Consider the following 25,470-nt stretch of genomic DNA (forward strand, 5'->3'; position numbering starts at 1 on the left):
TATTTGGAATGGTGAATCGTTGCTGTCACGGACGGTGGTGATGACCGTGCTCGTTGCAATTCTCGTCGTCGCAGTCGTGGCCGCCGCCTCCGACGATCTGGTCGACCACGTAGTCGACCACCTCTTCGAAGGGCACGCTGGCCTGCTGCTGCTCGCCGGCCTCGCCGCGCATGGACTTGACCGCGGCCTTCTGGTTCGCGATCTCGTCTTCGCCGATGATCACGGCGAACGAGGCGCCGCTGCCGTCGGCCTTCTTCATCTGGCTCTTGAAGCTGCCCGCGCCTGCCGGCGTTGCGCAATGTAACACAACATCCAGGCCGGCATCCCGCAGGCGCTCGCCCAGGATGAAGGCTTGCAGCTGGGCGTCCTCGCCCTGGTGCACCAGGTAAACGTCGCACTGGCTCGGCGCCTGGGTCTCGCCCAGGCCCTTCATCAGTTCGATGATGCGCTCGATGCCCATCGCGAAGCCGACCGCCGGGGTCGGCTTGCCGCCGAACTGTTCGATCAGCGGATCGTAGCGGCCGCCCGCGCAGATGGTGCCCTGCGAGCCCAGCTCGTCGGTGACCCATTCGAACACGGTGCGGTTGTAGTAATCCAGGCCGCGCACCAGGCGCGGGTTGATGGTGTACTGCACCGCATTGCGGTCCAGGATCTTGCGCAGGCCGTTGAGGTGGGCCAGCGACTCTTCGCCCAGGTAGTCGAGCAGCTTCGGCGCGCCGTTGACCATTTCCTGCATGGCCGGGTTCTTGGTGTCCAGGATGCGCAGCGGGTTGCTGTGCAGGCGGCGCTTGGCTTCGGCGTCGAGAATGTCATCGTGCTTCTCGAAGTAGGCGATCAGGTCGGCGCGGTGGCGCAGGCGCTCGTCGGCATTGCCGATCGAATTCAGCTCCAGGCGCACGTTCTGCAGGCCGAGGTCGTCCCACAGGCGGCGGCACAGCATGATCAGTTCCGCGTCGATGTCCGGGCCCGAGAAGCCGACGGCTTCGGCGCCGAACTGGAAGAACTGGCGGTAGCGGCCGCGCTGCGGACGCTCGTGGCGGAACATCGGGCCCTTGTACCAGAGGCGCTTGGGGCCGTCGTACACGAGGTTGTGCTCGAGCACGGACCGAACCACGCCGGCGGTGCCTTCCGGACGCAGGGTCAACTGGTCGCCGTTCATCGAGTCCTCGAAGGAGTACATCTCCTTCTCGACGATGTCGGTCACGGCGCCGATGGCGCGCGCGAACAGCGAGGTATCCTCGACGATCGGGGTGACGATCTTCTGGTAGCCGTAGCTCTTCAGGATGGTTTCGGCGGTGTTCTCGAACAGCTCCCACATCGGTGCGTCTTGCGGGAGGATGTCGTTCATGCCTTTGACGGCGACGATTTTTTCTGGTTTGGACATTGTTAGTACCGTTAGCCTTAAAACCGTCGTACCGGCGCAGGCCGGTACCCAATGTTGTCTGCATCTCGACTGCTCATGCAAACTTGGATCCCGGCCTTCGCCGGGATGACGGTGGTGTATTTTATTGTGACACTGCCTCTTGGCCGTAATTCTTCTGCACGTAGTTCAGCACGATGGTCTTGAACTCATCCACGATGCGCTCGCCGCGCAGCGTGGCCACCTTCTGACCGTCGACGAACACCGGCGCCGCCGGCGATTCGCCGGTACCCGGCAGGCTGATGCCGATGTTGGCGTGCTTCGATTCGCCCGGACCGTTCACGATGCAGCCCATCACGGCCACGTTCATCGCTTCCACGCCCGGATAGGTCTTTTTCCATTCCGGCATCTGCTCGCGCAGGAAGGTCTGGATGTTGTCCGCCAGTTCCTGGAATACGGTCGAGGTCGTGCGGCCGCAGCCCGGGCAGGCGATCACCATCGGGGTGAACTTGCGCAGACCCATGGTCTGCAGGATCTCCTGGCCGACCACGACTTCCCTGGTGCGGTCGCCGCCCGGTTCCGGGGTCAGCGAAATGCGGATGGTGTCGCCAATGCCTTCCTGCAGCAGCACCGACAGCGCCGCGGTCGAGGCGACGATGCCCTTGCTGCCCATGCCGGCCTCGGTCAGGCCCAGGTGCAGCGGGTAGTCGCAGCGGCGCGCCAGTTCGCGGTAGACCGCGATCAGGTCCTGCACGCCCGAGACCTTGCACGACAGGATGATCTTGTCGCGCGCCAGGCCCACTTCCTCGGCGCGCACGGCGTTCTCGATCGCGGAAGTGATGAGCGCTTCGTACATCACGGCCTGGGCGCTCCACGGGGTGGCGCGGGCGGCATTCTCGTCCATGATGCGGGCCAGCAGGCTTTGATCCAGCGAGCCCCAGTTGACGCCGATGCGCACCGGCTTGTCGTACTTCGCCGCGATCTCGATCATCTGGGCGAACTGGGTGTCGCGCTTGGCGCCCTGCCCCACGTTGCCCGGGTTGATGCGGTATTTGGAGAGCGCATGCGCGCATTCCGGATAGTCGCGCAGCAGCAGGTGGCCGTTGTAGTGGAAGTCGCCCACCAGCGGGGTGTCGATTTCCATGCGGTCGAGCTGTTCGCGGATCGCCGGCACCGCGGCGGCGGCCGCCGGGGTGTCCACGGTGATGCGCACGATCTCCGAGCCGGCGCGCGCCAGTTCCTTCACCTGGATCGCGGTGCCGATCGCGTCGGCGGTGTCGGTGTTGGTCATCGACTGCACCACCACCGGCGCATCGCCGCCGACCCAGACGGTGCGATTGCCATGCGAGACCGCGACCTTGCGGCGCGCGCGGCGCGGCAGCGGGCCGGAAGGAATCGGTTCGCCAATGCAGGGTTCGTTCACGATCATGTTCCGTTCCATTACTTCAAAGAGACTTGAGCAAATTTCTTGCCCGAGGCCTGTTCCAGGCTGACAGGCGAACCACGCAGGGTCGCGCTGACGGCAGCCGGATTACCGACGGTCAGCATGCCCGGCGCGGTGACGTCGAAGGTTTCGGTCGAGCCGGCCTTGACCTCGCGCCACAGCAGGCGCTTGCCGCCGACGACCACGCCGATCCAGGCATCTTCGCGCACGTTCAGCACCAGCGCGTTGCCGCCGGCTGCTGCGGGCGCGGCTGCCGGCGTTGCAGGTACGGCGGTCACGGGCGCTGCCAGCGTGGCCGGCGCCGTGGCTGCGGGCGCGGTGCCCGGCGCAGCGGCGGCCGGGGGCATGGCGCCCGGAGCAGTCGCCGGCGCCGCGGCCGGCGGCGTAGTGCCTGCCGGCACGGTCGCGCCCTCGCCTGCCGGCGCCGGCACCGAGATCAGCGGCACCGACGGGGTCTGCAAGGCGTCCTGGTGCGCCGGCGCGGCCGGAGCGCCACCGTTCGGGGTCACCACCGGCGTTTCGAGCAAGGCGCCATTGTCCGCTTGCGGCTGCTGGCTGCCCGGGAGCAGGCCGAAGTGCCAGAGCGCGGCGCCGGCGGCGACCAGTACCGCCACGCCGGCGATCAGGCCGACCGGCACTTTATTGCGCTTGCCGCCGATCGGGAAGCGGCTTTGCGAGAACGAGGCCGGACGCTGCTCGCGACGCGGGATCGAGGCGGTGGCGCCGGCCTGGGCTTCGGGCGGCATGTTCATCTCGATCTTGGCGACCAGCGGGGCGGCGTCGATCTTCAGCAGCTTGGCGTAGGCGCGCACGAAGCCGCGCGTCACGGCCGGGCTCGGGAGCGAAGCGTAATCGCCGGCTTCCAGCGCCACCACCTGGCGCGGCGCCAGTTTCAGTTGGTCGGCCACCTGCTCCACGCTCCAGCCCATCGCTTCGCGCTGGGACTGCAGGGTCTTGCCGGGAATACCAGCGTCGTTGCCCGGCGTCGCCGGCTGGTCTGCATGCTCGTTCATCATCTTGTCTCACTCATCGAATGCGCCGCGCTCGAAGGCCGCGTACTCCGGCGAGCCGGGGAAGCGCCGCCGCAGCTGGGCTGCCAGGCTGGCTTCCTGCGTCCGGTCGCCCAGCTTGCGCTGCACGCGCAAAGCCAGCCAGAGCGCGTCGGCCGACAGCGTGTCGAGTTTCGAAGTCTCGATCAGGCGGTTAATGAAAAAACCGGCGCGCGTGTACTCGCGCCGCTCGTAATAGGTCCGCGCCAGGCCGGCGTTGCTCGCCTGCAGGTCGGGGTTATAACGCAGGGCCTCGAGCAGGTAACGCTCGGCGGCCTGGAAATTCTTGTTGCGGATGCTGCACAGTCCGGCATTCACCAGCGCGCTCACCGGGGTCTGGTAGGCCGGGTTGCGCAGCGCCGCGTCGAAGTACGGCATGGCCTGGGCCGGCTTGTTCAGCGAGGTGCACAGGAAGGAGCCGTAGTTGTTCGACAAATCGGGGTTGCCCGGCTTGAGTCGCAGGGCGGTCTGGTAGTTGTCGTCGGCCAGGGCCAGCTGGCCCATCGCGGTGTAGATCAGCGCGCGCAGGCCGTGGGCTTCGGCATTGCCCGGGTCGGCCGCGAGCGCCTGCTTGACCTCGTCGAGGGCGATCTCGTACTTGCCGTTCTGGTAGTAGCCGACCGCCAGCTGCAGGCGGATCGAGGCGCGTTTTTCCGCCGCCGTGACGTCGGACGCGGTCTTCAGTTCGCCGCTGCCGGCGCCATTGCTGGCGCAGCCGGCGAGCGCAGCCAGCGCAGCGATAGACGCTGACAGGAGAGCTGCACGACCGGCCTTGCTACCCATCAGGAAGGGATCTCCACGATGCGCCCGAAGTCGGCGCCGAACTTCTTCTGGTACTCGGCCATCTTTTCCATGCGCTGGGCCACGCGGGTGCGGTCCTGCACTTCTCCGGCCAGCTGGCCGCAGGCGGCGTCGATGTCGTCGCCGCGCGTCTTGCGCACGGTGGTGACGATGCCGGCGTCCATCAGCACCTGGGCGAAGGCCTTGATGCGCGGATTCTTCGAGCGCGTCAGCCCCGATTCCGGGAACGGATTGAACGGAATCAGGTTGAACTTGCAGTTGATGCCCACTACCGGGTCGTTCACCAGGGCGATCAGTTCGCGCGCGTGCTCGTCGCTGTCGTTGAAGCCGTCGAGCATGCAGTATTCGAAGGTGATGAAGTCGCGCGGGGCGAATTCGAGGTAGCGCTTGCAGGCGGCCAGCAGCTCGCGCAGCGGGTATTTTTTATTCAGCGGCACCAGGATGTCGCGCAAGGCGTCGTTCGACGCGTGCAGCGACACGGCCAGGGCCACCGGCACGTCCTGGGACAGCTTGTCGATGTTCGGGACCACGCCCGAGGTCGACAGGGTCACGCGGCGGCGCGACAGGCCGTAGGCGTTATCGTCCAGCATCATCTTGAGCGCGGTGACGGTCGGCTCGTAGTTGAGCAGCGGCTCGCCCATGCCCATCATGACCACGTTGGTGATCTGGCGCTCGCCCTTCGGGCCCGGCTCGATGCCCTTGGTGCGGCGCAGCTCGAACTCGGCCATCCACAGCTGGCCGATGATCTCGGCCACGGTGAGGTTGCGGTTGAAGCCCTGCTTGCCGGTCGAGCAGAAGCGGCAGTTGACGGCGCAGCCGGCCTGCGTGGAGATGCACAGCGTGCCGCGGTTTTCTTCCGGGATGAACACGGTTTCCACGGCATTGCCATTGCCGACGTCGACCAGCCACTTGCGGGTGCCGTCGGTCGAGGTATGGTCGCTGATGATGCCCGGCGCACGGACTTCGGCGCGGGTCTTGAGTTTTTCGCGCAGCGACTTGGCCAGGTCGGTCATGTCGTCGAAGTTCGACGCGCCGAACTGGTGGATCCAGCGCTGGAGCTGCTTGGCGCGGAACGGTTTCTCACCCAGCTCGGCGCAGTACGCAACGAGTTGCGCGGGATCGAAGTCCAGCAGGTTGGTGAGAGTCGTCATGGCAAAATCCTTTATTTCCTGAAACCACTCGCGCCGGCCCGAGGCCGCGGGCGAGTGGTTTACTCATTTAAATTAGTCCGGGGGAAAATTTACCGGGGCGCGCCCCGGATGCGCTCCCCCTACTAATTAACGCGAGTAGACGTTCAGTGCCGGGAAGAAGTAAGCGATTTCCACGGCGGCGGTTTCAGCGGCGTCCGAACCGTGGACGGCGTTGGCGTCGATCGAGTCGGCGAAGTCGGCGCGGATGGTGCCGGCTTCGGCTTTCTTCGGATCGGTTGCGCCCATCAGGTCGCGGTTCTTCAGGATCGCGCCTTCGCCTTCCAGCACCTGGATCATGACCGGGCCCGAGATCATGAAGTTGACCAGGTCCTTGAAGAACGGACGAGCAGCGTGCACGGCGTAGAAACCTTCGGCTTCGGCTTGCGACAGCTGGGTCATGCGTGCAGCGACGACTTTCAGGCCAGCGCCTTCGAAGCGGCTATAGATTTGGCCGATCACGTTTTTTGCAACTGCGTCCGGTTTGATGATCGACAGGGTGCGTTCGATTGCCATGTAAAACTCCAATGAAAAGAATGGTTTGAATCAAGAACCTTTAGTGGCTCCTGCAACTGAATTTGGAACTCAATTAACCTTTAATTTTACCACAGCTGCCTCATATAACCGATATTGCGGTACTGGCAAGCAAAGTGGTAGAGTTGCAGAGAAAAATCGTCCTGGTTTAAGGCTCTGCTAAGCATCTGCTTGTATGGTTTTCAGTGACGCTCATCCACCAACCGGAGGCACCATGATCCCTAATTCGCAACCCCGCAGTACGATCGACCTGACCAAAGCCGGCCGGGTCGACGTCACGCGCAACAAAGTCCTGCGCAACACCTACTGGCTGCTGGCGCTGTCGATGATCCCGACCGTGCTGGGCGCCTACATCGGCGTGTCGTTCAACCTGATGGCCGGCATCGGCGGCATCGGCTTCATCGGCTTCATGCTGGTCGCCTTCGGCTTCATCTTCGCGATCCAGAAGTTCAAGGACTCGGCCGTCGGCCTGGGCCTGCTGCTGGCCTTCACCTTCGTGATGGGCCTGATGCTGACCCCGCTGCTGCAGCACACCCTCGGTTACTCGAACGGCGGCACCCTGATCATGACCGCCTTCGGCGGCACCGCCTGCGTGTTCGCGGTGATGGCCAGCATCGCCACCACCACCAAGCGCGACTTCTCGGGCATGGGCAGCTGGCTGATGGCCGGCGTGATCGTGCTGATCCTGGCAGCCGTGGCCAACATCTTCCTGCAGATGTCGGCCCTGACCATCGTGATCTCGCTGCTGGCGATCGGTATCTTCTCGGCCTTCATCCTGTTCGACGTGCAGCGCATCGTCAACGGCGGCGAAACGAACTACATCACCGCCACCCTGTCGATCTACCTGGACGTGTACAACATCTTCACCAGCCTGCTGCAACTGCTGGGCATCGCCGGCGGCGACCGCGACTAAGCGGTTTCAGCCGAAATGAAAAGCCGACCTCGAGGTCGGCTTTTTCTTTGGCTTTTCGTAGGGTGGGCGGGTCACCCGCCCACGCGGTGATAGTTGAGGTACGAAAAGTCGCACAGGCAGATCTACCGTGATTTGACCGCGTGGGCAGGAAACCTGCCCACCCTACTTTTAAGCGACTTCGGCAGGCACTTCGTAGGCGGCAGCTGCCGCCGGCTTCTCGCCCAGCTCGAACACCGCGATCGACTCCACGTGCGAGGTATGCGGGAACATATTGCACACCCCCGCCTTCTTCAGCACGTAGCCCGCCTTGTGCACCAGGATGCCGGCGTCGCGCGCCAGCGTCGAGGGGCTGCAGGATACGTACACGATCCGCTGCGGCATCAGCTCCTCGTGGGTCTCGCGCAGGTCGGCCAGCGCCAGCGACAAGGCCATGGCCCCGTCGCGCGGCGGGTCGACCAGCATGCGATCGAAATGGCCGAGCGCAACCAGGTCGTCCTTCGTCACCTCGAACAGGTTGCGGGTCGAGAACGAGGTCTTGCTTGCCAGGCCGTTGGCCTGCGCGTTCTCCAGCGCGCGGGTGGTCAGCGCGGTGCTGCCTTCGATGCCCACCACCTCGCGCGCCTGGGTCGCCAGCGGCAGCGTGAAGTTGCCCAGGCCGCAGAACAGGTCGGCCACGCGCTCGCCCGGCTGCACTTCCAGCAGGCGCAGCGCCTTCGACACCAGCACCCGGTTGATCTGGTGGTTCACCTGGGTGAAATCGGTCGGCTTGAAAGGCATGCGGATACCGAATTCCGGTAGCGTGTAGTACAGCTCCTTGCCCAGCGGGTAGTACGGGTAGGCGGTGTCCGGGCCCTTCGGCTGCAGCCACCACTGGATGTTCCATTTGTCGGCGAAGGCTCTGGCCAGTTCCTCGTCCGCCGGGGTGAGCGGGGCCATGATGCGCAGCACCAGCACGGTCACTTCTTCGCCGATGGCGACTTCGATCTGCGGCATCTGGTTGTAGATCGACAGCTGGCCGACGAACTCGCGCAGCGGCACGATCAGCTGGGCGACGTGGTCCGGCAGGATCTCGCAATAGGTGATGTCGGCCACGTAGGACGAAGCGCGCTCGTGGAAACCGACCAGCACCCCGCCCTTCTTGGCCACGTGGCGCACCGACAGGCGCGCGCGGTAGCGGTAATCCCAGGTCGGGCCGTGCAGCGGGCGCATGATGTTCTCGGCCTTCACTTTGCCGAGGTGCCAGAGGTTGTCCTCGAGGACCCGCTGTTTCATCGCGACCTGGGCCGATGGCTCCAGGTGCTGCATCGAGCAGCCGCCGCAGTAGCCGAAATGCTGGCACTTCGGCTCGACGCGCATCGACGAGGCACGCTGCAGGGTGACCATGCGGCCCGACTCCCAATTCTTTTTCTTGCGCAGGGTTTCAAAGCTGACGCGTTCGCCCGGCAGTGCGCCTTCGACGAAGATCACCTTGCCCGGGGTGCCGTCTTCGTTTTCGAGGTGGCCGACGCCGCGCGCGTCCGCATCCAGGGCTTTGATGTCGATGAAGATTTCTTGCATGTTGTTCAAAAAGAAATAGGGAGTGGGCACAGGACTGGCTGTGCAGGGAGTTCGCAAATAAAAAATGGGCGGAGTACGCCCGGGCAGAATGATAGCAAGGAAATGGGGGTGGGTGCTACAGGGGAAATCCCCTGCTACAGCAGCGAATCGCGCACCACCCCGCGCGCCGCCATCGCCCTTTTCAGCTTGACCAGCGCCTCCTGCTGGATCTGCCGCACCCGCTCGCGCGTCACACCCATCTCCTCGGCGAGGGTCTCCAGCGTGGCCGGATCGTCATTGTCCAGCCCGAAGCGCCGCGTGACCACCAGGCGCTGCTTGTCGGGAAGACGCGTGAGCCAGTCGCGCACCAGGGCCGTCATTTCGTGCTGCTCGGCACGCGCGTCCGGGCTGGCCTCGCCGTCGTCGGGCAGCATGTCCATCAGGTTGGAGGTCGGGTCGTTGTCGAGCGGCGCATCGAGCGAGGCGGCGTGTTCGGACAGCGCCAGGATGTCCTGCACCTCTTCCACCGGGCGCCCGACCAGGCTGGCGATGTCTTCACAGGAAGCTTCCTTGCCGTCGTGCTTCTGCGCCTCGAGGTGGTACTTGGCGCGCAGCACCCCGTTCAGTTCGCGCACCATGTGCACGGGCAGGCGCACGGTGCGCGCCTGGTTCATGATGGCGCGCTCGATGCTCTGGCGGATCCACCAGGTGGCGTAGGTGGAGAAACGGAAGCCGCGCTCGGGCTCGAACTTGTCGATCGCGCGCATCAGGCCGATGTTGCCCTCTTCGATCAGGTCGAGCAGCACGACGCCGCGGTTGATGTAGTGCTTGGCGATCGAGACGACCAGGCGCAAGTTATGCTCGATCATCTTCTGGCGCGCCGCGAAGTCGCCCGCCTTGGCCAGCGTGGCGACCTGGACTTCCTCGCTCGCCGTCAGGAGCGGGCGGGTGCCGATCTGGTTGAGGTAGTGCTGGGTGGTGTCGGTGGCGAGCTCGGCCTGCAAGACCTTGCGCAGCTCGTCCACCGTGTCGACCTCGGGGCCGGGGAGGATGTCCTCCCCGTCGGTCGCAGCGGCGCCCCCGCGTTCCGGTTCGTCCGGAAACTCGTCTGATTCCTGCTGGTCCAGCGAGTGCGGCGGCTGCGTCATACCCTCTTTACATCCTTTAACGTCCCGGCAGGAACCTCGCCGGATCGACCGGTTTGCCCTGCTGGCGTATCTCGAAATGCAACTTCACCGAGTCGGCGTCCGAATCGCCCATTTCCGCGATCATCTGGCCCTTGGCCACGTTGTCGCCTTCCTTGACGACGATCTTGCGGTTGTGGGCGTATGCCGACAGCAAGCTGTTGTTGTGCTTGACGATGACGAGGTTACCATAACCCCGGATGCCACTGCCAGCGTACATTACCTTGCCGGCGCCTGCAGCCACCACCTGCTGGCCCGGACGGCCGGCGATGTCGATCCCCTTGTTGCGGCCTTCGTCGAAGGTGGCGACGATGCGGCCGTCCGCCGGCCACATCCAGCTCAGCTTGTCGTCGTCGTTCGCGGTCACGGTGCTGCCGGCGGCGATCGCCGGGGCCGGGGCCGCCGGCGCCGGTGCAGCCGGGCGCACCGGCTCGGTGCGCGCGCCCGCTTGTGTTCCCGTTTCGGGCCGGGCGGCGACGTTCTCCGTGTAGGGCTGCTTGTCGGCGCGCGGTTCGGTCTTGCGCGGCGGCGTGGCCGCCGGCGGTGCCGGCACCGGCTGGGTCTGGATATTGGCGGTGCGTTCGCCACGCTCCGGCGCCGCAACGCGCAGGGTCTGGCCGACCTTGATGTCGTCCGGATCGCGCAGGTTGTTCCAGGCGACGATGTCGCGGTAGTTTTCGCCGTGGTCCAGTGCGATGCGCAGCAGGGTGTCGCCGCGGCGTACCGTGTACATGCCCTTCTCGGCCTTCGGTTCTTCGACGCGGGCGGCCGGGGCCGGGCGCGGACGCTCGGACACCGAGGCGCCGGTGCGCTCGACGACCGGCGCCTGGCGCGTCATGGAGTTACAGCCGGCCAGCAGGCCGAGGGCGAGGGTGAGCAGTGCGAGGCGGGGTAAATGGGAGGCTTGGTTCATTGTCTTTCTATTTTCTATTCATGTTCTATGGCGGCGCGTCCCTGCAGCAGCGCCAGGGGCGACACGCGCCGGCGGACATCATCAGCCGTGGTCGTGCCGGTTGGACCAGGCTCTTCAACGCCGGCCGGGCCGGCGGGGTTGACCCGGCAGGCCGGGACAGGCGGCATCGTGCGCGGCGCGCCTGGGCGCGCCCGCTGGCCACGCTAGATGGTGCCGGGGCGCAGCGGCACGAAGTGGCACGCTTCCAGCGTTTCGCTGGCCCACTCGCTTTTGCCGATGCGGGTGATACGTTGCAGGTGCTGGACCTGGGCGCCAACCGGTGCGACGAGATGCGCGCCGATGGCCAGTTGTTCGAGCAGGGCTTGCGGCACTTCGAGTCCCGCGGCTGCAAGGATGATGCCGTCGAAAGGCGCTACCTGCGGCAAGCCTAGCATACCATCGCCGTATTGCAAACGCAGGTTCGAAATCCTCAGCGGCCGCAGGTTGGTCTTGGCCAGCTCGTGCAGCGGCTTGATGCGCTCGATCGAATACACCTCGCGCGCCACGAACGACAGCACGGCGGCCTGGTAGCCGCAGCCGGTGCCGATCTCGAGCACCCGGCCCAGCTGGCCGCCGGCGCCGATCGAGGCACGCATCGCTTCGATCATGCGCGCGACGATGTAGGGCTGCGAAATCGTCTGGTTGTGCCCGATCGGCAGCGAGGCGTCGATGTACGCCTGCGCCGACAGGGCCGGTTCGATGAACAGGTGGCGCGGCACCGCTTCCATCGCGCCCAGCACGACGCCGTCCTTGACGCCCTGCTTCGCCACGCGCGCCACCATGGCCCGGCGTACCGCTTCCGACGCCATCAGCTCGGAGCGCGGCGCGACCGGGGCGGCCGGCGCGTGTGCCTGGGCATAGCCGGGCGGACGCGGCGACGGCGCCGGCGCGGCCGGCGCGAAACTGGCGCGCCCGGCCGTGCTCGCATTGCGCGTCGCGGTCTGCGGCGTGGCCACCGGCGTCGGCAGCCCCGGCTTGCGCACGGCGCCGCCGGTCACCGAGGACAGCGGCAAGGGAAAGGTGCTGCGTTTATCGTTCACGTCGCCGCTCATACGAGTCCTCGCAGCAGTTCCAGCTGGGCCTTGTGGGTCAGGTCGACCTGCAGCGGCGTGATCGACACGCAGCCCTGCGCGGTCGTATGGAAATCGGTGCCCTCGCTCGCATCGCGGCAGGCGCCCGGTGCGCCGATCCAGAAGATCTCGCGGCCACGCGGATCCTGCGAGCGGATGACCGGCTCGGCCTGGTGGCGACGGCCGAGGCGCGAAGGCGTCAAGGGGCCGATCTCTTCGTACGGCAGGTTCGGGATGTTCACGTTGAACAGGAAGGGCAGCTCGAGCTTGTCGAAGCGGCGCTCGACGATCTCGCGCGCGACCCTGGCGGCGGCATCGACGTGGGCCCAGCCCGGATTCACCTGCGAGAAGGCGATCGCCGGGATGCCGAACAGGTAGGCTTCGGTGGCCGCCGCGACGGTGCCGGAATACAGCGTGTCGTCGCCCATGTTCTGGCCATTGTTGATGCCGGAAACGACCAGGTCGGGCGGCGCATCGCCCATCGCGGTCAGGGCGATGTGAACGCAATCGGTCGGCGTTCCATTAACGAAATGGAAACCATTGGCGGCCTTCGTGACCGTCAGCGGGCGGTCGAGCGTCAACGAATTCGACGCACCCGAGCGGTTGCTGTCGGGTGCGACCACCACGATGTCCGCGATCGCGGACAAGGCATCGGCCAGCGCGCTGATACCAGGCGCCAGGTAGCCGTCGTCGTTACTGATAAGAATTCGCATGTCAGCGATTTTACCTGAAGCAACGCCCGGATCGCTCGTCAGCAAGGCCTTTTTTGTTTCCTCATGGCGATTTTTCCTGTCAAGGAATGAGCAACTTGCCAAGTATTTTTGTCGCTAATGCACTGACAGCGGTGCCGACAACTCCTCGCGCCGGGCGCGGACCAGGGCCCCCTCCAGTGAGGAGACCAGGTCCTTGTTGAGCGCCAGCGCCGCGTCCTTGTCCCCGTCCCGAAGGTAGACCTGCTCGATCATGGCCGCCACCCGCTGGCGTAGCGGAAGTGCCACACTCAGCCATTGCACCGAGTGACGCATGCTGTCGGCCAGCGCGCGCGCCTCCAGCCGGCTGTCCTGGTCGATCAGGGCTTTCAGCTGCGCGCACTGCTGCTGCAGGCTGTCGATCGCACCGTGCTCGTCCGTGCGGGCGGCGCCCGGTTCGGTGTCGCGGACCGGCGCCGGTGCGCTGCGCAGGCTGCGTACGGCAGCCATGTCGCCCTGGGCCGCGAGGATCTGGGCCAGTGCGTCGCGCGCGCTCATCGTCGGCAGGGCATAGGCGCCGTCGTAGCGCTCGCGCACGCGCAGCACGGCCTCCAGAAGCCGCCGGGCATTGCCGAGGTCGCCTGTTTCGCCGAGCAGCTGGCCGAGCCGCTGGCCGCATCGCAGCGTGTCTTCGTGCTCGGCGCCCTGCAACTGGCGGCGGCCGTCGAGCACCCGCTCGAACAGCACCCGCGCCCTGTCTTTCTCGTGCTGGCTGTCCAGGGTCGCGGCGAGCTGTTCGAGGCTGTCGAGCGTGGCCGGGTGCGCATCTCCCCACAAGCGCTCGCAGGTGGCCACCACCTGCTCGTGCAGCGCCAGCGCCCGTTCGCTCTCCCCTTTCCGGCCAAGCACGGACGCCAGGCCGGAACGTGCCGCCAGCGTCTCCGGATGCTCGCTTCCCAGGGTGCTCATGCCGCGCTGGGCCAGCAGTTCGTAGCGTTGGCGCGCGTCGTCGAGCCTGCCTCCGGCGAGATCGAGCGCTGCCAGCGCGGCATGCGCGGCGCGCGTGTCCGGGTGGTCTTCGCCCAACTCGGCGCAGCGCAGCAGCAGGCTCTCGCGCAGCAGCTCGCGCGCTTCGTTGCCACGCCCTTCCTGCCGGCACAGTTCGGCGAGCCGCGCCAGGCAGCTGGCCTGCAGCACGGCCGCGCCCTTTCCATCCTGTGCGCGGGCGCGCGCGCGCGCGCTGCGCAGGCGCACCTCGGCCAGCGGCTGCCAGGGGAAGCAGCCCTGGGCGAACCATGTCATCAGGCAGGATGCCGGGTGCGCCAGCGCGGCGCGTCCCGGGCCGGCGATGGCCACCGCTTCGGACACCGGCAGCTGGACTTCGTCGAACCAGCTTTCCAGGCGCAGCCAGCCGACGCCGTAGCTGCTGCGTAGCAGCGCTTCGAGGCGCGGCTGGTAGCCGGCCAGGCCCTGGGCCGGATCGCCGCGGCGCCAGCGCTGGCCGGTGTCGCTGCGGGCGCCGTCGGCGGCGCAGGCGACCGGATAGACCAGCAGCGGGCGCTGCTCCTCCTCGTGGGTGCAGCGGTAGTCGATGGCGCGCCGCACGACACCCTCGAGGCCCTCGATGCTGCCCGGCGCCGGCGTGAACAGGCCGACCAGCCGGTCGGGGACGAGAACGGTGCAGGCGCTGACGCTCGACGAGCGGCCGGCGCCGCTGGCCACCAGCACGTGGCGGAAGTGCCCCGCCAGGCGCGCGGCGAAGCGGCGCAGCAGCGCCGGACAGGCATCGAACAAGGCCACCCAGTCGAGGCGCCCGGCGCGCTCGGCATAATCGTCGTCGAAGCGGCCGGCCCGCATCAGGTACAGCGGGCGGCGGCCGTCCACGCGCTGTACGTAGGGGCGCCAGTCGACGGCGTCGAGCAAGGCATCGGCAACGCCGTCGCCGCCATCGTCGCGGGCGATGCGGCGCCGCCGCAGCTCTCCGAGCAGCGCGCCGGCATAGTCGACCAGGCCGGGCGGACAGTGGTCGTCGGCGGCGCCGGGCGGCGGGCCGAAGTAACCGTGCAGCGAAGGAGAGGCAAGGTCCCAGTCGATCACCAGGACCGGCGCCGCGTCGGTGTCGCCGGCCAGCTGCAGCGCCATGGCCGCCAGCAGGCCATTGCGGACCGGGCCGCCTTCGTAGGCATACAGGGTGGTGACCTGGCCGGGACTGTCCAGTGCCTGGAGCGTAGAGCGATTCTGTTCCATGTGACTCCTCGTTATTTTTTTGGGAAAGTCAGGCTTGGCATCGCGCGCCATTCTGGTGGGACATCGGGGAGCACGAATTGGTTGCAGTCATGTCCGGGTGGCGTATGCTTTTTTTGTTGGTGATAGTGCGTGGAGATGCGCTGGACCATCTTGTCGATGTCGGGCAGGAAGTCCGGGTTGGATTTCAGGTCGCTCGTGGCCATCGTGAAGTGCGAGAAATCGACGTAGAAAGTGTTCTCGGTGATCTCCGGCGGCAGCGATTCGGGGTGCCGCGTCATGATCACCGGAATGATCAGGCGGCTCGGCAGCTCGTACCAGCTCGATCGCTCGTGCTCGAGCAGGCGCATGGCCGCGTACTCGCGCCGGGTGTAGGCATGGGCCTCGTACTTGGGCGTGTAGATGAGGATCATGCACACGCTCTCGCACATCGCGCGCGCGATCTTGCGGTCGAGGTCGTCGCCACCGCCCAGTTGTTCGGTGTCGATAAACAGTTCGTCCTCGTTGTCGAAGTGAGGTTCGAGATAGCAGCGTAGCGCATCGGCGAGGGCGGTCTTGAACCGTTTCATCAGGTCGTGCCTGCCGTGTGCGTAGCTGAAAAAACACCCGTAACGGATCGCCATTGCCTATCCCCCATTCCAATGCGCTAAGGCTGGATTCCTTTGACTCTAGCGACACGGACCTTGGCCACTTTGCGTGCGCACAAGCGTGCTGGCGGACTCGTCAGCATCCTTGGAAAGTAGCGCGACATGCACCTTGAGGCATAATGCCGCCGATTAATGGACAGGTATTCGAAGTAAAGGGACAGGATATGAAAGCCGTACGTTGCAATAATTGGGGTCCGATCGACCAGCTCGTGATCGAGGACCTGCCCGACCTGGTGCCGGGCGCGGGAGAGGTCGTGGTCGACGTGAAAGCGGCCGGCGTCAACTTCCCCGACGTGCTGACCGTGCAGGGCAAGTACCAGGTGCGCCCGCCCCTCCCCTTCACGCCGGGGAACGAGTTCGCCGGCACCGTGCGCGCCGTCGGCACAGGCGTCACCGGCGTCGCGCCGGGTCAGCGAGTGATCGGTTTCACCCGTACCGGCGCGTTCGCCGAGCAGGCGCTGGCGCCGGTGGATGCCCTGATGCCGATACCGCCCGGCATGGACTTCGACACCGCCGCCGCCATCACCCTCACCTATGGCACCTCGCACCACGCGGTGGTCGACCGCGCCGCCCTGCAGCCGGGCGAAACCATGCTGGTGCTGGGCGCGGCCGGCGGCGTCGGGCTGGCGGCGATCGAGATCGGCAAGGCCCTGGGCGCACGCGTGATCGCCGCCGCCTCGAACGACGAGAAACTGGCGGTCTGCCGCGCACACGGTGCGGATGCCGTGATCAATTATGAGAAGGAAGACCTGCGCGAGGCGCTGAAGGCGGCCACCAGCGGCCGTGGGCCGGACGTGATCTACGACCCGGTCGGCGGCAAGTACAGCGAGCCGGCGCTGCGCTCGATCGCCTGGCGCGGACGCCACCTGGTGGTGGGCTTCGCGGCGGGCGAGATTCCGAAGCTGCCCTGGAACCTGATGCTGCTGAAAGGCGCGTCGGTGGTGGGCGTGTTCTGGGGCGATTTCGTGCGCAAGGAGCCGGCGGCGAACCTGGCGGCGATGCAGCAGATGCTGGGCTGGATGGCGGAAGGGAAACTCAAGCCGCTGGTGTCGGCGCGCTACAAACTGGAAGAGACGGCGCAGGCGCTCAACGACATGGCGGCGCGCAAGGTGACAGGCAAAGTCGTGATTTGCCCGTAGGGTGGTCGGCTATGCCGACCGCGCGTTCAACGATCCGTTTTAAGCCACAGAGCGGGCCAGGATACGTAATTTGAACGCGCGGGCGGGGAACCCGCCCACCCTACGAAAAACTAGGCATTCAAATCCGCCGCATCCGCCATCGTCCCCGGCTGGAAAAACTCGATCACTTCCGACTGCACCCGGGTGCGCTTGAACGGGGGCAGGCTTTGCCAGATACGCCTGCCATAGGGCTTGGTGATGATGCGCGGGTCGCAGATCATCAATACCCCACGGTCGTCCACGTCGCGGATCAGGCGTCCTGCTCCCTGCTTGAGCGTGATGATCGCTTCCGGCAGCTGGTGGTGCATGAAGCCATTCAGCCCCTGCTTTTCCATCACCTCGATGCGCGCCGCCAGCACCGGATCGTCCGGCGGGGCGAAGGGCAGCTTGTCGATGATGACGAGCGAGAGCGCGTCGCCGCGCACGTCCACGCCTTCCCAGAAGCTCTGGCTACCCACCAGCACGGCGTTGCCGGCATTGCGGAAGGAATCCAGCAGCTCGGTACGGCCGCGCTCGCCCTGCACGAACAGCGGGAAATCCAGCCCGCGCGCGGCGAACTCCTCGCGCAGGCGTTCGGCCACCTTGTTCACGGCGCGGATGGTCGTGCACAGGAAGAAGGTGCGCCCGCCCGCCGCCTCGATCACCGGCAGCGCGATGTCGACGCAGGCGTCGGTGTATTGGAAGGAGTTCGGCTCCGGCAATCCGGTGGGCACGTACAGGATGCCCTGCTCGCCATAATTAAACGGACTCGGCCAGGTCATGGCCGGCTCGCCGGTCAGGCCCATCTGGTCGGAGAAATGCTTGAAGTCGTTCTTCACCGCCAGCGTCGCCGAGGTGAAGATCCAGCTGCGCGGCGTGCCTTCGCGCTGGCCCGAGAAGATCGGGGCGATCGACAGCGGCGTCTTGTGCAGCTGCAGCGAGGAGTTGAAGGCCTCGACCCACAGCACGGCGGCATCGTCGCCCACCTTGGCTTTTTTCGTATCCGGCTTCCAGGCGTCGAAGGACGCGCTGAGCTCGTGCGCGCGCAGGCGGCAGGCCTCGATCGTCTCCGCGCGGGCGGAATGTTCTTCCAGCACCGTGATCATGCCGGACAGCTCTTCCTTCAGCTTGTCGAGTGCCGGGAAGAAGGCCGAGGTCGGCAGAATCTGCGGCAGCGACAGGCGGGTGCCGCCTTCCGGGAAGGTCAGGCGCAGGTCGCGCGCGGCCTTCTCGACCACGGTCACGACCTTGGCCCAGTCCGGTCCGCGCGCATGCGCCAGGCCTTCGGCCAGCACGTCACGGCACAGTTCCAGCACCTGCGAGGTCGAGACCGACTGGCCGAAGAACAGCGTGGCGGTATCCGGCAGCTGGTGCGCTTCGTCGAAGATGATGGTGTTGGCCGACGGCAGCAGTTCGGCGACGCCGGTGTCCTTCAGGGCCACGTCGGCGAAGAACAGGTGGTGGTTGACCACGACCACGTCGGCCTGCTGGGCTTCTCTGCGCGCCTTCATCACGAAGCAGTCCTGGTAGTACTGGCACTCGGCGCCCATGCAGCTATCGCGCGTGGAGGTGACCAGGTTCCAGACCGTGGCGTTTTCCGGCACCTTGGCCAGCTCGGCCTTGTCGCCCGAGTTGGTCATCTTGATGAAGCGCGAGATCTCGCGCAGGTGGCCGACGTCGTCGCGCGAGGTCAGGCGCCCGTTGTTCAGCGTGCGCTCCAGGTGGAAATGGCAGACGTAGTTCGAGCGCCCCTTGAGCAGGGCCACCGAGACCGGCGCGCGCAGCGCGGCGCGGATGGTCGGGATGTCGCGCAGGAACAGCTGATCCTGCAGGTTCTTGGTACCGGTCGAGATGATGGTCTTGCCGCCCCACAGCAGCGCCGGGACGAGGTAGGCGAAGGTCTTGCCGGTGCCGGTGCCGGCCTCGGCCATCAAGACTTTCTGCTCGGCGATCGCCGCTGCGATGGCCTTGGCCATCTCGGTTTGCGATTGGCGCGGCTTGTAGGTGCCGACGTTGGGCGCGAGCGGGCCTCCCGCCCCGAACAGGCGGTCGAGCTCGTCGTCGTATTTACCAAGCGGACGGGCGCTGGCGGGAAGCACGTCGCCCTGCGGCGGCGTCTCCACCGGCTCGGCGGTCACGCCAGGAACAGGGAGATGGTCGGTCAAAATGCTTGTTTCTTTATAGCTTGGGTCAAGCTGGAATATCGGGCACCAGCTGCATCTTCAGCAGCGTAATATGATCCTTCAGCTGCAGCTTACGCTTTTTCAAACGGCGCAGCTGGAGCTGGTCGGCATGGCCGTCCGCAGCGAGCATCGAAATGACGGCATCGAGGTCGCGGTGTTCCACGTCGAGTTCAATGATGCGGCGCTGGATGTCCTGGACGTCGGTCATGATGGCTGTTCCAAACAGTTCTTTACAAAGCGTTTGCGGGGGCTGGGGCGGCGGCGCCGGCAGTCGGCGGCGGCACATGGTGGCGCCGCTTGTGTTCGGCTTGCAACACCACGGCTTCTCGGTGCATAGTTTAATCTACGCTGAGGTTGCCGCCAACAAAGATTGGCGCAGGCGCTACGGAAATAAAGGTTTATGACAACATACAAGATCGAAGCGGGAACCGCGCAACACATCGGGAACCGCCCGCAGCAGAACGACCGCGTTGCCCTCTTGACCGGTGCCCGCGCGCCCGGTTACGTGCTGGCCGTGCTGTCGGACGGCATCGCCGGCGCTGCAGGGGCGGACCAGGTGCTGCACACGGCGCGCCAGGTCTTCGACGAATTCAAGCCAGGCGACCGTCCCAGCCTGGAGCGGATCGAGCAGCTGCTGCAGGACATCGTCAGCGAAACCCATCTGGTCATGAAGATGAACTCGGTGATGCTCGGGGCGAGCGAGGCGCTGGAAGCGCATGCGAGCTTTGTCGGCCTGGTCTTGACGCCGCACGGCGAGGCGGTGTGGGGACATGTGGGCGACTCGCGCCTGTACCATTTTCATGACGGCAAGTGCAAGCTGCGAACGGGCGACACGGCCTATGTGCAGCACCTGGTGTCCAGCGACAGGCTGCCGGAGGACGCGGCAAGGAACCACCGCAAGTCCAAGCTGCTGCTCAACGTCATGGGCAACAGCCGCAAGGAGCCCTTCGTGAGTTTCGGCAAGCACACCGGGCTGGCACCGGGAGACGTGTTCCTGCTGGCCTCGGACGGATTATGGCATTTCTTCACCGATGCCGAACTGGCGGCGGCCACCAGCCGGGCCACGCCGCGCCAGGCATCGGAAATGCTGATCAACAAGGCGCAGGAACGCTCGCAGGGCAAGGGTGGGAATTGCTCGATGGCGATCGTGAAGCTGGTGAAGCCGGCCCAGGACGGGTTGGCGGGAAGGGTCGGACGGGTAGTTTGAGCGCCCCTGCCGCGTGCTTCAGCTGTTAGCCCAAATACCGTCGTTCCCGCGCAGGCGGGAACCCAATTTTGCGTCCGGGCCGATAAGCTAAAGCGCAGGAGGTACGCAAGGGAACCTGGATTCCCGCCTTCGCGGGAATGACAGATCAATCGGTACCAACTGGCGGAAGCCGTGCAGTACCAGAGATACGCGTTTACTTCCCCGCCACCGGCGTAGCCGCCTTCGCCTTCTCTTCCTCGGCTTTACGCGCCGCCGCCTTCGCCTCGCGCTCGGCCACGCGCTCGGCGACTTCCTTCTGCTTCTGCTCCGACTTGCGCTTGCGTTCCTCGAACGCGCGCGCGTTCGCCGCGGCCTTGGCGGCTTCCTCCGGTGCGCGGGCAGCCTCTTCCTTTGCCTTGGCATTGCGGCGCGCCATGCGCGAGGCGGCCGGCGACGGCTTGGGTGGCGGCAGGGCGGTGGTGTCGCGTGGCGGTGGCGGCGGTTCGGCCGCCAGGCGCGCTTCCTCGGCCTTGTATTCGGCGTCGGCGGCGGCGATCTCGCGGTCGCGCTCCTCGACCTTCAGGCGGCGCTTGAAGCGCTCGGCTTCGATTTCGATGTTGCGCTGCGCATTCAAGGCCACGCGGCGGCGTTCTTTCGCTTCGTCGAGGCAGTTATTGACGAAGAATTTCTCGTAGCAGACCGCTTCCCGCTCGGCATAGCGCGCCTCGATCGCGGCCCGCTCCACGGCGACCGCGGCCAGGCGCCCATCGGCCTGCTCCACCGATGTGGTGGGATCGACCGTTTCCAGCGCCGGGCCCGGTTCGACGCTGGCGCAGGCGGACAGGCTTGCGGCGAGCGCGGCCGCGGCGAGGACGCGGATGATTGAGTAACTCCTCATGGTTTCCTTTCGATCAGGCGATGGCATCGGCGGCGCCGCGGCGTTCGGCCAGCATGTATTCGCGCGACTGCATTTCAATGATACGCGAGACCGTGCGGTGGAATTCGTTCGCGAGCATACCCTGGGTGTACAGCTCCTCCGGCTCCACCGCGGCCGACATGATCAGCTTGACCTTGTGGTCGTAGAACACGTCCACCAGCCAGGTGAAGCGGCGCGCTTCCGAGGACTGTCCTGCGGACATGGCCGGAATGCCCGACAGGATCACGGTGTGGAAGCGCGAGGCCAGTTCGAGATAGTCGTTCTGCGAGCGCGGCCCGCCGCACAGGGTGGCGAAATCGAACCAGATCACGCCGCCGGCGCGGCGCAGTGCGCGGATCTCGCGGTTCTCGATGTGCACGATCGGGCTCTCGTCGGCGGTGTCGGCCACCTTGGCGTAGGCTTCGCGCAAGGCATGGTCCGAGGCCGCATTGAGCGGCGTGTAGTAGGCGTCCACCTGCTCGAGCGCGCGCTTGCGGTAGTCGTTGCCGGCATCGACGTTCAGGACGTCCAGCTTCGCCTGCAGCAGCGCGATGGTGGGCAGCATGCGGTCGCGGTGCAGCCCGTCCGGATACAGGGTCGACGGCTCGTAGTTCGAGGTCATCACGAAGGAGACGCCGTTGTCGAACAAGGCCTTGAGCAGGTTGTACAGGATCATCGCGTCGGCGATGTCCGAGACGTGGAATTCGTCGAAGCAGATCAGGCGGTATTTTTTCGCGATGCGCTTGGCGACTTCGTCGAGCGGGTCGGCCACGCCTTTCAGCTCGTCCAGTTGGCCGTGCACGGCGCGCATGAATTCGTGGAAGTGCAGGCGCGTCTTGCGCACCACCGGGACCACCGAATAGAAGGAGTCCATCAGGAAGGACTTGCCGCGCCCCACCCCGCCCCACATGTACACGCCCTTGGGCACGTCCGGACGGTTGATGAGACGCTTGAAAGCGGACGACCGCTGGGCCTTGTACTGGACCCAGTCGTCGTACGCCTGCTGCAGGCGATCCACCGCGGCGGCCTGGGCCGGGTCGGACTTGAAGCCGCGCTCGGTCAGCGCGTGCTGGTAATACTCTTGGACGTTCATCTAATTCAATCGTTAAAACGTAGCGTGGGCGGGTCTCCCGCCCACGCGTTCAAATCATGTATCCAGGCCCGCTCCGTGGCTTGCATACGCCTGTTGAACGCGTGGGCGGGGAACCCGCCCACCCTACCAAGGCGGTAACGCCTGTGTTACTTAGAAGTTCAGCGAACGCTTGTCCACCGCCAGCGCGGCTTCCTTGACGGCTTCCGACAGCGACGGGTGCGCGTGGCAGATGCGGGCGATGTCTTCCGACGAGGCCTTGAACTCCATCGCGACGACGGCTTCCGAGATCAGCTCCGAAGCCACCGGGCCGACGATGTGCACGCCCAGGATTTCATCGGTCGTGGCATCGGCCAGGAACTTCACCATGCCCGAGGTGTCGCCCAGCGCGCGCGCACGGCCGTTGGCCATGAACGGGAAGGTGCCGGCCTTGTAGGACACGCCTTCGGCCTTGAGTTGCTGCTCGGTCTTGCCGACCCAGGCGATTTCCGGCGAGGTGTAGATGACCCACGGGATGGTGTTGAAGTTGACGTGGCCGTGCTGGCCGGCGATGCGCTCGGCAACCGCGACGCCCTCTTCTTCCGCCTTGTGCGCCAGCATCGGGCCGCGCACCACGTCGCCCACCGCCCACACGCCCGGCAGGCTGGTGCGGCATTCGTCGTCCACGACCACGAAGCCGCGCTCGTCCAGCTGCAGGCCGACCGCTTCGCCGTTCAGGCCGTTGGTGTTCGGCACGCGGCCGATCGAGATGATCAGGCGGTCAAACGTGGCGGTCTGCTCGGCGCCGGTCGAATCGGCGTAGTTGACGGTGACGTTGTTCTCGCCCTTGGTGATCGCGCCGATCTTGCAGCCCAGGTTGATCTTCAGGCCCTGCTTGGTGAACAGCTTGTGCGCTTCCTTGGCGATCTGCTCGTCGACCGCGCCCAGGAAGGTCGGCAGGCCTTCCAGCACGGTGACGTCGGCACCGACGCGGCGCCACACCGAGCCCATTTCCAGGCCGATGACGCCGGCGCCGATCACGCCCAGCTTCGACGGCACGGCGTCGATCGCCAGTGCGCCTTCGTTCGACAGGATCAGCTTCTCGTCGAATTCCGCGCCCGGCAGCTGGCGGGCGTTCGAACCGGTCGCGATGACCACGTTCTTGGCGCTCAGGGTGTCGGTGGTTGGACCCGTCACGTTGACGGTGTAGCCGCCCTCGGTCTTGCCGGCGAACGAACCCAGGCCGTGGAAGAAGGTGACCTTGTTCTTCTTGAACAGGAACAGGATGCCGTCGTTGTTCTGCTTGACGATGGTGTCCTTACGCTTGAGCATGGTCGGGAGGTCGAGTTCCAGGCCGCCAACCTTGATGCCGTGGTCGGCAAAGGCGTGGCCGGCGTGCTCGAAGTGTTCCGACGACTGCAGCAGGGCTTTCGACGGGATGCAGCCGACGTTGGTGCAGGTGCCGCCCGGGGCCGGCTTGCCTGCCGCGTTGCTCCACGCGTCGATGCAGGCGGTCTTGAAGCCGAGCTGCGCTGCACGGATGGCGGCGATGTAGCCGCCAGGGCCGCCGCCGATCACGACGACGTCGAATTGTTTCTCGTTACTCATGAATAGCTTCCTTATTTATTCTTCTGGGACAAAGATCCACAGCGCCAGATAAGCCAGCGCCCCAAACCCGGAGGTCACCAGGGTGAGCAGGACGAACACGAGGCGCCAGGCATAGATGTCCATGCCGAAACCATCGCTCAGGGCGCCGCAGACGCCGGCCAGCCAGCGGTCGCGGCGCGAACGGCGCAGGGACTTCAGCTTGGCCTCGAAGCTGCCGGGCGGCGGGCCGAAGCCGGCGCCGGTGCTGCTCCTGCCCTCCTTTTCCAGGCTGATCTTTTCGCTGGCCAGCACCTTCGCCTTGGCCTGCTCGAATTCGGCGTCGGAGAGCGCGCCGGCCTGGTGCAGTTCGTGCAAACGCCGGATTTCATCGGAGATCATGGCGGTCCTCACTGGTGTTGGGGACATGCCTGCCGGGGCAGGCATGTCTGTATTGCACTACGGTGCTGCCGAATTACAGGTCGAGCAGCAGGCGTGCCGGATCTTCCAGCGCGTCCTTCATGGCCACCAGGCCCAGCACGGCTTCGCGGCCGTCGATGATGCGGTGGTCGTACGACATCGCCAGGTAGTTCATCGGGCGGATGACGATCTGGCCGTTTTCCACGACGGCGCGGTCCTTGGTGGCGTGCACGCCCAGGATCGCCGACTGCGGCGGGTTGATGATCGGGGTCGACAGCATCGAGCCGAACACGCCGCCGTTCGAGATCGAGAAGGTACCGCCGTTCAGGTCTTCCAGGGTCAGCTTGCCGTCCTTGGCTTTCTGGCCGAATTCGCCGATCTTCTTCTCGATCTCGGCGATCGACAGCTGGTCGGCGTTGCGCAGGATCGGCACCACCAGGCCGCGCGGCGAACCGACGGCGATACCGATGTCGAAGTAGCCGTGGTAGACGATGTCGTTACCGTCGACCGAGGCGTTCAGGATCGGGTACTTCTTCAGCGCGGCGACAGCGGCCTTGACGAAGAAGGACATGAAGCCCAGCTTGACGCCGTGCTCTTTCTCGAACTTGTCCTTGTACTTGTTGCGCAGTTCCATGACCGGCGCCATGTTCACCTCGTTGAAGGTGGTCAGGATGGCGTTGGTCTGCTGCGACTGCAGCAGGCGCTCGGCGATGCGGGCGCGCAGGCGGCTCATCGGCACGCGCTCTTCCGGACGGTCGCCCAGGTTGGCGACCGGTGCGGCGACCGACTGCAGCGCCGGCTTTGGCGCTGGCGCCTGTGGCGCCGGCGCGGCGCCGCCCGCCGGCTTGTTGGCGACTGCGGCCAGGGCGTCGCCCTTGGTCACGCGGCCGTCGCGGCCGGTGCCGGTGGCGTCGGCGGCGCTCATGTTGTTGTCAGCCAGGATCTTGGCGGCGGCCGGCATGGCGACGTCGCCTTTCGAGCCGGTAGCGGCAGCGGCCGGGGCGGCCTCGATCGATGCGTTCGGGGCGGCCGACGGGACGGCCTTCACGGCGATCGGGCTGGTCTGTGCCGACGCTTCGGTGTCGATGACGGCGATGACTTCGCCCGACACGACGGTCGCGCCGTCGGCTTTCAGCAGCTGGACGATCACGCCTTCGCTCGGGGCTGGCAGTTCCAGGACCACCTTGTCGGTCTCGATGTCGATCATGTTTTCGTCGCGCGACACTTGTTCGCCGACTTTCTTGTGCCAGGACAGCAGGGTTGCTTCAGCAACCGATTCCGACAGGACAGGGACCTTGACTTCGATTTGTGCCATTTTGATGTAGCTCCGTTTATGTATTCTGTA

23 protein-coding genes are annotated in these 25,470 nt (G+C 65.9%); 3 read left to right on the forward strand and 20 right to left on the reverse strand.

The window, feature by feature from the left end; all coding sequences use genetic code 11:
• Positions 1-25: 25 nt before the first annotated feature.
• From hisS to ndk, 6 genes are all read right to left on the reverse strand, one after another.
• Positions 26-1,384, reverse strand: coding sequence for a histidine--tRNA ligase (hisS, locus tag YWC_RS0120895; protein WP_027867142.1), 1,359 nt, complete (start codon positions 1,382-1,384; stop codon positions 26-28).
• 121 nt (positions 1,385-1,505) lie between these two features.
• Complete coding sequence (ispG, locus tag YWC_RS0120900) at positions 1,506-2,789, reverse strand: flavodoxin-dependent (E)-4-hydroxy-3-methylbut-2-enyl-diphosphate synthase (protein WP_036215309.1); 1,284 nt, start codon at positions 2,787-2,789, stop codon at positions 1,506-1,508.
• 11 nt (positions 2,790-2,800) lie between these two features.
• Entirely contained in the window at positions 2,801-3,817 is a 1,017-nt protein-coding gene (locus YWC_RS0120905) for a RodZ domain-containing protein (protein WP_027867144.1), read from the reverse strand.
• A gap of 9 nt (positions 3,818-3,826) precedes the next feature.
• Positions 3,827-4,636 (reverse strand): type IV pilus biogenesis/stability protein PilW, encoded by an 810-nt coding sequence (gene pilW, locus YWC_RS0120910; RefSeq protein WP_027867145.1) that lies wholly within the window; start codon positions 4,634-4,636, stop codon positions 3,827-3,829.
• The gene (gene rlmN / locus YWC_RS0120915) at positions 4,636-5,805 is read right to left on the reverse strand and encodes a dual-specificity RNA methyltransferase RlmN (protein ID WP_027867146.1); all 1,170 of its coding nucleotides are present in this window, start codon (positions 5,803-5,805) and stop codon (positions 4,636-4,638) included. Before rlmN ends, pilW begins: the two co-directional genes overlap by 1 nt.
• A gap of 126 nt (positions 5,806-5,931) precedes the next feature.
• Positions 5,932-6,357, reverse strand: coding sequence for a nucleoside-diphosphate kinase (gene ndk / locus YWC_RS0120920; protein ID WP_027867147.1), 426 nt, complete (start codon positions 6,355-6,357; stop codon positions 5,932-5,934).
• A gap of 232 nt (positions 6,358-6,589) precedes the next feature.
• On the opposite strand from ndk, the gene YWC_RS0120925 reads away from it, so the two are divergent.
• Entirely contained in the window at positions 6,590-7,288 is a 699-nt protein-coding gene (locus tag YWC_RS0120925; protein WP_051306629.1) for a Bax inhibitor-1/YccA family protein, read from the forward strand.
• Between the two features lie 168 nt (positions 7,289-7,456).
• On the opposite strand, the gene rlmD is transcribed toward YWC_RS0120925, so the two are convergent.
• The 7 genes from rlmD to YWC_RS0120960 form a co-directional block, all read right to left on the reverse strand.
• Complete coding sequence (gene rlmD, locus YWC_RS0120930; RefSeq protein WP_027867149.1) at positions 7,457-8,845, reverse strand: 23S rRNA (uracil(1939)-C(5))-methyltransferase RlmD; 1,389 nt, start codon at positions 8,843-8,845, stop codon at positions 7,457-7,459.
• Positions 8,846-8,979: 134 nt separating this feature from the next.
• On the reverse strand, positions 8,980-9,972 hold the full coding sequence (gene rpoS, locus YWC_RS0120935; protein WP_027867150.1) for an RNA polymerase sigma factor RpoS: 993 nt from the start codon (positions 9,970-9,972) through the stop codon (positions 8,980-8,982).
• 16 nt (positions 9,973-9,988) lie between these two features.
• Entirely contained in the window at positions 9,989-10,921 is a 933-nt protein-coding gene (locus YWC_RS0120940; protein ID WP_036215283.1) for a peptidoglycan DD-metalloendopeptidase family protein, read from the reverse strand.
• A gap of 203 nt (positions 10,922-11,124) precedes the next feature.
• Positions 11,125-12,000 (reverse strand): protein-L-isoaspartate(D-aspartate) O-methyltransferase, encoded by an 876-nt coding sequence (locus YWC_RS0120945; protein ID WP_027867152.1) that lies wholly within the window; start codon positions 11,998-12,000, stop codon positions 11,125-11,127.
• Positions 12,001-12,008: 8 nt separating this feature from the next.
• Positions 12,009-12,743, reverse strand: a complete 735-nt coding sequence (gene surE / locus YWC_RS0120950; RefSeq protein WP_027867153.1) for a 5'/3'-nucleotidase SurE — start codon at positions 12,741-12,743, stop codon at positions 12,009-12,011.
• Positions 12,744-12,857: 114 nt separating this feature from the next.
• Positions 12,858-14,966, reverse strand: coding sequence for a tetratricopeptide repeat protein (locus tag YWC_RS0120955; RefSeq protein WP_027867154.1), 2,109 nt, complete (start codon positions 14,964-14,966; stop codon positions 12,858-12,860).
• 11 nt (positions 14,967-14,977) lie between these two features.
• On the reverse strand, positions 14,978-15,586 hold the full coding sequence (locus tag YWC_RS0120960) for a toll/interleukin-1 receptor domain-containing protein (RefSeq protein WP_027867155.1): 609 nt from the start codon (positions 15,584-15,586) through the stop codon (positions 14,978-14,980).
• Between the two features lie 188 nt (positions 15,587-15,774).
• Here YWC_RS0120960 and YWC_RS0120965 point away from each other — a divergent pair, with 188 nt between their 5' ends.
• On the forward strand, positions 15,775-16,749 hold the full coding sequence (locus YWC_RS0120965; RefSeq protein ID WP_027867156.1) for an NADPH:quinone oxidoreductase family protein: 975 nt from the start codon (positions 15,775-15,777) through the stop codon (positions 16,747-16,749).
• 110 nt (positions 16,750-16,859) lie between these two features.
• On the opposite strand, the gene yoaA is transcribed toward YWC_RS0120965, so the two are convergent.
• Positions 16,860-18,932 carry a DNA repair helicase YoaA gene (yoaA, locus tag YWC_RS30200; protein WP_036215286.1) on the reverse strand — a complete coding sequence of 691 codons (2,073 nt, stop codon included), beginning with the start codon at positions 18,930-18,932 and terminating at the stop codon, positions 16,860-16,862.
• Between the two features lie 25 nt (positions 18,933-18,957).
• Positions 18,958-19,158 (reverse strand): YdcH family protein, encoded by a 201-nt coding sequence (locus YWC_RS0120975; RefSeq protein WP_027867157.1) that lies wholly within the window; start codon positions 19,156-19,158, stop codon positions 18,958-18,960.
• 192 nt (positions 19,159-19,350) lie between these two features.
• Between YWC_RS0120975 and YWC_RS0120980 the strand changes: the two genes are divergently transcribed.
• Entirely contained in the window at positions 19,351-20,157 is an 807-nt protein-coding gene (locus YWC_RS0120980) for a PP2C family protein-serine/threonine phosphatase (RefSeq protein WP_027867158.1), read from the forward strand.
• A gap of 193 nt (positions 20,158-20,350) precedes the next feature.
• Here the strand turns inward: YWC_RS0120980 and YWC_RS0120985 are convergent, their stop codons facing one another.
• The 5 genes from YWC_RS0120985 to odhB form a co-directional block, all read right to left on the reverse strand.
• The gene (locus YWC_RS0120985; protein WP_036215289.1) at positions 20,351-21,034 is read right to left on the reverse strand and encodes a hypothetical protein; all 684 of its coding nucleotides are present in this window, start codon (positions 21,032-21,034) and stop codon (positions 20,351-20,353) included.
• Between the two features lie 13 nt (positions 21,035-21,047).
• Complete coding sequence (zapE, locus tag YWC_RS0120990; protein ID WP_027867160.1) at positions 21,048-22,145, reverse strand: cell division protein ZapE; 1,098 nt, start codon at positions 22,143-22,145, stop codon at positions 21,048-21,050.
• Positions 22,146-22,295: 150 nt separating this feature from the next.
• Positions 22,296-23,729: a dihydrolipoyl dehydrogenase gene (gene lpdA / locus YWC_RS0120995; RefSeq protein ID WP_027867161.1), complete on the reverse strand. Its 1,434-nt coding sequence runs from the start codon at positions 23,727-23,729 to the stop codon at positions 22,296-22,298.
• A 15-nt stretch (positions 23,730-23,744) separates the two neighbouring features.
• On the reverse strand, positions 23,745-24,107 hold the full coding sequence (locus YWC_RS0121000; protein ID WP_027867162.1) for a PspC domain-containing protein: 363 nt from the start codon (positions 24,105-24,107) through the stop codon (positions 23,745-23,747).
• A 73-nt stretch (positions 24,108-24,180) separates the two neighbouring features.
• A complete protein-coding gene (odhB, locus tag YWC_RS0121005) occupies positions 24,181-25,440 on the reverse strand; it encodes a 2-oxoglutarate dehydrogenase complex dihydrolipoyllysine-residue succinyltransferase (protein ID WP_027867163.1) in 1,260 nt (419 codons plus the stop codon).
• Positions 25,441-25,470 lie beyond the last annotated feature (30 nt).

The organism is Massilia alkalitolerans DSM 17462, assembly GCF_000427785.1.
GTDB lineage: Bacteria > Pseudomonadota > Gammaproteobacteria > Burkholderiales > Burkholderiaceae_D > Telluria > Telluria alkalitolerans.

Coding starts and splice junctions, on each gene's coding strand:
- hisS (WP_027867142.1), bottom strand. CDS start 1,384: ATGTCCAAACCAGAAAAAATCGTCGCCGTCAAAGGCATGAACGACATC.
- ispG (WP_036215309.1), bottom strand. CDS start 2,789: ATGATCGTGAACGAACCCTGCATTGGCGAACCGATTCCTTCCGGCCCG.
- YWC_RS0120905 (WP_027867144.1), bottom strand. CDS start 3,817: ATGAACGAGCATGCAGACCAGCCGGCGACGCCGGGCAACGACGCTGGT.
- pilW (WP_027867145.1), bottom strand. CDS start 4,636: ATGGGTAGCAAGGCCGGTCGTGCAGCTCTCCTGTCAGCGTCTATCGCT.
- rlmN (WP_027867146.1), bottom strand. CDS start 5,805: ATGACGACTCTCACCAACCTGCTGGACTTCGATCCCGCGCAACTCGTT.
- ndk (WP_027867147.1), bottom strand. CDS start 6,357: ATGGCAATCGAACGCACCCTGTCGATCATCAAACCGGACGCAGTTGCA.
- YWC_RS0120925 (WP_051306629.1), top strand. CDS start 6,590: ATGATCCCTAATTCGCAACCCCGCAGTACGATCGACCTGACCAAAGCC.
- rlmD (WP_027867149.1), bottom strand. CDS start 8,845: ATGCAAGAAATCTTCATCGACATCAAAGCCCTGGATGCGGACGCGCGC.
- rpoS (WP_027867150.1), bottom strand. CDS start 9,972: ATGACGCAGCCGCCGCACTCGCTGGACCAGCAGGAATCAGACGAGTTT.
- YWC_RS0120940 (WP_036215283.1), bottom strand. CDS start 10,921: ATGAACCAAGCCTCCCATTTACCCCGCCTCGCACTGCTCACCCTCGCC.
- surE (WP_027867153.1), bottom strand. CDS start 12,743: ATGCGAATTCTTATCAGTAACGACGACGGCTACCTGGCGCCTGGTATC.
- YWC_RS0120955 (WP_027867154.1), bottom strand. CDS start 14,966: ATGGAACAGAATCGCTCTACGCTCCAGGCACTGGACAGTCCCGGCCAG.
- YWC_RS0120960 (WP_027867155.1), bottom strand. CDS start 15,586: ATGGCGATCCGTTACGGGTGTTTTTTCAGCTACGCACACGGCAGGCAC.
- YWC_RS0120965 (WP_027867156.1), top strand. CDS start 15,775: ATGAAAGCCGTACGTTGCAATAATTGGGGTCCGATCGACCAGCTCGTG.
- YWC_RS0120975 (WP_027867157.1), bottom strand. CDS start 19,158: ATGACCGACGTCCAGGACATCCAGCGCCGCATCATTGAACTCGACGTG.
- YWC_RS0120980 (WP_027867158.1), top strand. CDS start 19,351: ATGACAACATACAAGATCGAAGCGGGAACCGCGCAACACATCGGGAAC.
- YWC_RS0120985 (WP_036215289.1), bottom strand. CDS start 21,034: ATGAGGAGTTACTCAATCATCCGCGTCCTCGCCGCGGCCGCGCTCGCC.
- zapE (WP_027867160.1), bottom strand. CDS start 22,145: ATGAACGTCCAAGAGTATTACCAGCACGCGCTGACCGAGCGCGGCTTC.
- lpdA (WP_027867161.1), bottom strand. CDS start 23,729: ATGAGTAACGAGAAACAATTCGACGTCGTCGTGATCGGCGGCGGCCCT.
- YWC_RS0121000 (WP_027867162.1), bottom strand. CDS start 24,107: ATGATCTCCGATGAAATCCGGCGTTTGCACGAACTGCACCAGGCCGGC.
- odhB (WP_027867163.1), bottom strand. CDS start 25,440: ATGGCACAAATCGAAGTCAAGGTCCCTGTCCTGTCGGAATCGGTTGCT.